Source organism: Nonomuraea sp. NPDC005983 (assembly GCF_040614375.1).
Taxonomy (GTDB): Bacteria; Actinomycetota; Actinomycetes; order Streptosporangiales; family Streptosporangiaceae; genus Nonomuraea.
Map to the genome: position 1 here is coordinate 1 of NZ_JBEXUP010000280.1, position 2,967 is coordinate 2,967.

3 protein-coding genes are annotated in these 2,967 nt (G+C 71.1%); all 3 read right to left on the bottom strand.

The window, feature by feature from the left end:
* A partial coding sequence (locus tag ABZ297_RS46585) for a biotin/lipoyl-containing protein (RefSeq protein WP_355360996.1) occupies positions 1 to 364 on the bottom strand: 364 nt, incomplete at its 3' end.
* A 40-nt stretch (positions 365 to 404) separates the two neighbouring features.
* Positions 405 to 1,769: a dihydrolipoyl dehydrogenase gene (gene lpdA, locus ABZ297_RS46590; RefSeq protein WP_355360999.1), complete on the bottom strand. Its 1,365-nt coding sequence runs from the start codon at positions 1,767 to 1,769 to the stop codon at positions 405 to 407.
* Positions 1,770 to 1,821: 52 nt separating this feature from the next.
* Positions 1,822 to 2,967, bottom strand: a 1,146-nt coding sequence (locus ABZ297_RS46595; RefSeq protein ID WP_355361002.1) for a leucyl aminopeptidase, incomplete at its 5' end; no start/stop codon positions are given.

The following is a 2,967-nucleotide window of genomic DNA, read 5'->3' on the forward strand; positions in this document are numbered from 1 at the left end:
CCGGGGCCTGCGGCGCCGGAGCGGGCTGCGGGATCGAGGAGACGGGGGCGGGAGCCGGGGCGGGCTCGGGCTGCGCGACGGGGGCCGGGGCGGCCTCCTGCGCGGGAGCGGCGGCGCCTGCCTGGCCGCTCTCGTCGATGATCGCGAGCTCGGAGCCGACCTCGACGGTTTCGTCCTCGGCCACGACGATCTTGGTGATGACACCCGAGGACGGGGACGGAATCTCGGTGTCGACCTTGTCGGTGGACACCTCGAGGAGCGGCTCGTCGGCCTCGACGCGCTCGCCCTCCTTCTTGAGCCAACGGGTTACCGTGCCCTCGGTAACGCTCTCGCCGAGCTGGGGCATCTGTACGGAGACCGGCATCGTTATCTTCTCTCGCGTTCTGAGTTCTCGAGGGCTGGGACTAGTTGTGCACGTGCAGGGGTTTGCCGGCCAGGGCCAGCATCGCCTCGCCGACGGCCTCGGACTGGGTCGGGTGTGCGTGGATGAGCTGGGCGACCTCAGCGGGGAGCGCCTCCCAGTTGTAGATCAGCTGCCCTTCGGTGACGAGCTCACCGATGCGGCGGCCGACCATGTGGACGCCGACGACCGGCCCGTCCTTCTGGGCGAGGACCTTGACCGCGCCCGCGGTGCCGAGGATCTGGCTCTTGGGGTTGCCCGCGAGGTCGTAGACCTGCTCGACGATCTCGATGCCGCGCTCGGCGGCCTGCGCGGACGTGATGCCGACGGAGGCGACCTCGGGGTCGGAGTAGGTGATGCGCGGCACGCCCGCGTAGTCGATGGGCGGCGGGTTGAGCCCGGCGATGTGCTCGGCGACCATGATGCCCTCGGCGAACCCGGCGTGGGCGAGCTGGAGGGTCGGGATCAGGTCGCCGATCGCGTAGACGCCGGGGACGCTGGTCTGGCAGTGCTCGTCGACCACGACCGTGCCGCGCTCGATGGCGATGCCCTGCTCCTCGAAGCCCATGCCGGCGGAGACGGCGCCGCGGCCGACCGCGACGAGCAGGATCTCGGCGTCGAGGGTCTTGCCGTTGGCCAGGGTGACGACCACACCGGTGTCGGTGGTCTTGACGCTGTCGAAGAAGACGCCCAGCTCGTACTTGATGCCGCGGCGGCGGAAGGCCCGCTCGAGCAGCTTGGAGCTGGACTCCTCCTCGGTCGGCAGCAGGTGGGGCAGGGCCTCGACGATCGTGACCTCGGCGCCGAACGAGCGGTAGACGCTGGCCAGCTCGACACCGATCACGCCGCCGCCGAGGACGACGACGGAGGTGGGCACGCGGTCCATGGTCAGGGTGTGCTCGCTGGTGATGACGCGGCGGCCGTCGATCTCCAGGCCGGGCAGCGACTTGGGCGCGGAGCCGGTGGCCAGGACGAGGTTGGCGCCCTCGTACACGTCGGCGCCGACCTGGACCTGCTTCGGCCCCACCAGGCGGCCCTCGCCCTCGACGATCGTCACGCCCGCGGCCTTGAGCAGGCCCTGCACGCCCTTCCAGGCGCGAGTGACGATCTTGTCCTTGAACGCGTGGACGCCGGCGACGTCGATGCCGTCGAAGCGCGCCTTGACGCCGAACGCCTCGCTCTCGCGGGTCTCGTCGGCGATCTCGGCCGAGTGCAGCAGAGCCTTCGTGGGGATGCATCCCCTGTGGAGGCAGGTGCCGCCGATCTTGTCCTTTTCGATCAGGGCGACGCTCTTGCCCAGCTCAGCCGCCCGCAGCGCGCAGGCGTATCCGCCGCTGCCGCCACCTAGGACGACGATGTCGTAGGCCACAGGAAGGCTCCTTGTCGGGGTGATTCGTGATGCCGTCATCTTTTCATTTGTTTCAGGTGCTCGCGTGCCGCTCTGCGAGTCCGATGAGGGTGCGGGTGATGGCGCCGGTGCCGCCCTTGGGGGTGTAGCCGTGCGGTTCGCCCTTGTTGAAGGCCGGCCCGGCCATGTCGATGTGCGCCCAGCGGACCCCGTCGGGGACGAACTCCTTCAGGAACAGGCCCGCCGCCAGCATGCTGCCCCAGCGCTCCGGCTGGAGGTTGGCGATGTCGGCGATGGGGGAGTCGAGGCCCTTGCGCAGCTCCTCGGGCAGCGGCATGCCCCACGCGCCCTCGCCCGCGGCGCCGGCCACCTCGACGACCAGCTCGCGGACCTCGTCGTCGTTGGACATGACGCCCGAGGTGCGCCAGCCGAGCGCGACGATCTGCGCGCCGGTGAGGGTGGCGACGTCGACGATCAGGTCGGGCTGGTCTTCGGCGGCGCGGGCGATGCCGTCCATCAGGACGAGGCGGCCCTCGGCGTCGGTGTCGAGCACCTCGACCGTCTTGCCGCTGTAGCTGTGGATGACGTCGGAGGGGCGCTGCGCGGTGCCGCTCGGCAGGTTCTCGGCCAGGCAGAGGTAGCCGACGACGTTCACGGGCAGGCCCAGCCTGGCGATGCCGATCAGTGCGCCGAAGACCGCGCCCGCGCCGCCCATGTCGGACTTCATCCAGTCCATGGACGCGGACGGCTTCAGCGACAGGCCGCCGGAGTCGAAGGTGATGCCCTTGCCCACGAAGGCCAGCGTCTTGCGGGCGTCGGGGTGGCTGTAGGAGAGGCGGACCAGGCGCGGCGGGTTCGCGGACCCCTGGCCGACGCCGATCAGGCCGCCGTAGCCGCCGTCCTTGAGCTGCTTCTCGTCGAGCACCTCGACGGCCAGCCCGGCGGCGGTGCCGGTCTGCTCGGCGATCTCGGCGAACTTGGCCGGCCACAGGTCGGACGGCGGCGTGTTGACCAGGTCGCGGACCAGGGTGACCGCCTCGGCGAGCACGGAGGCGCGCTCAGTGACGCCGTCGGCCTCGGCGGCCAGCACGGTGAGCTCGGCCACCGGGTTCTTCTGCTCGCCGTTGGTGCGGTAGCGGGAGAAGGCGTACGCGCCGAGCAGCGCGCCCAGGGCGACGGCCTCGGCCTGCTCGGCGGTCTCGGCGGGCAGGGCCAGGGC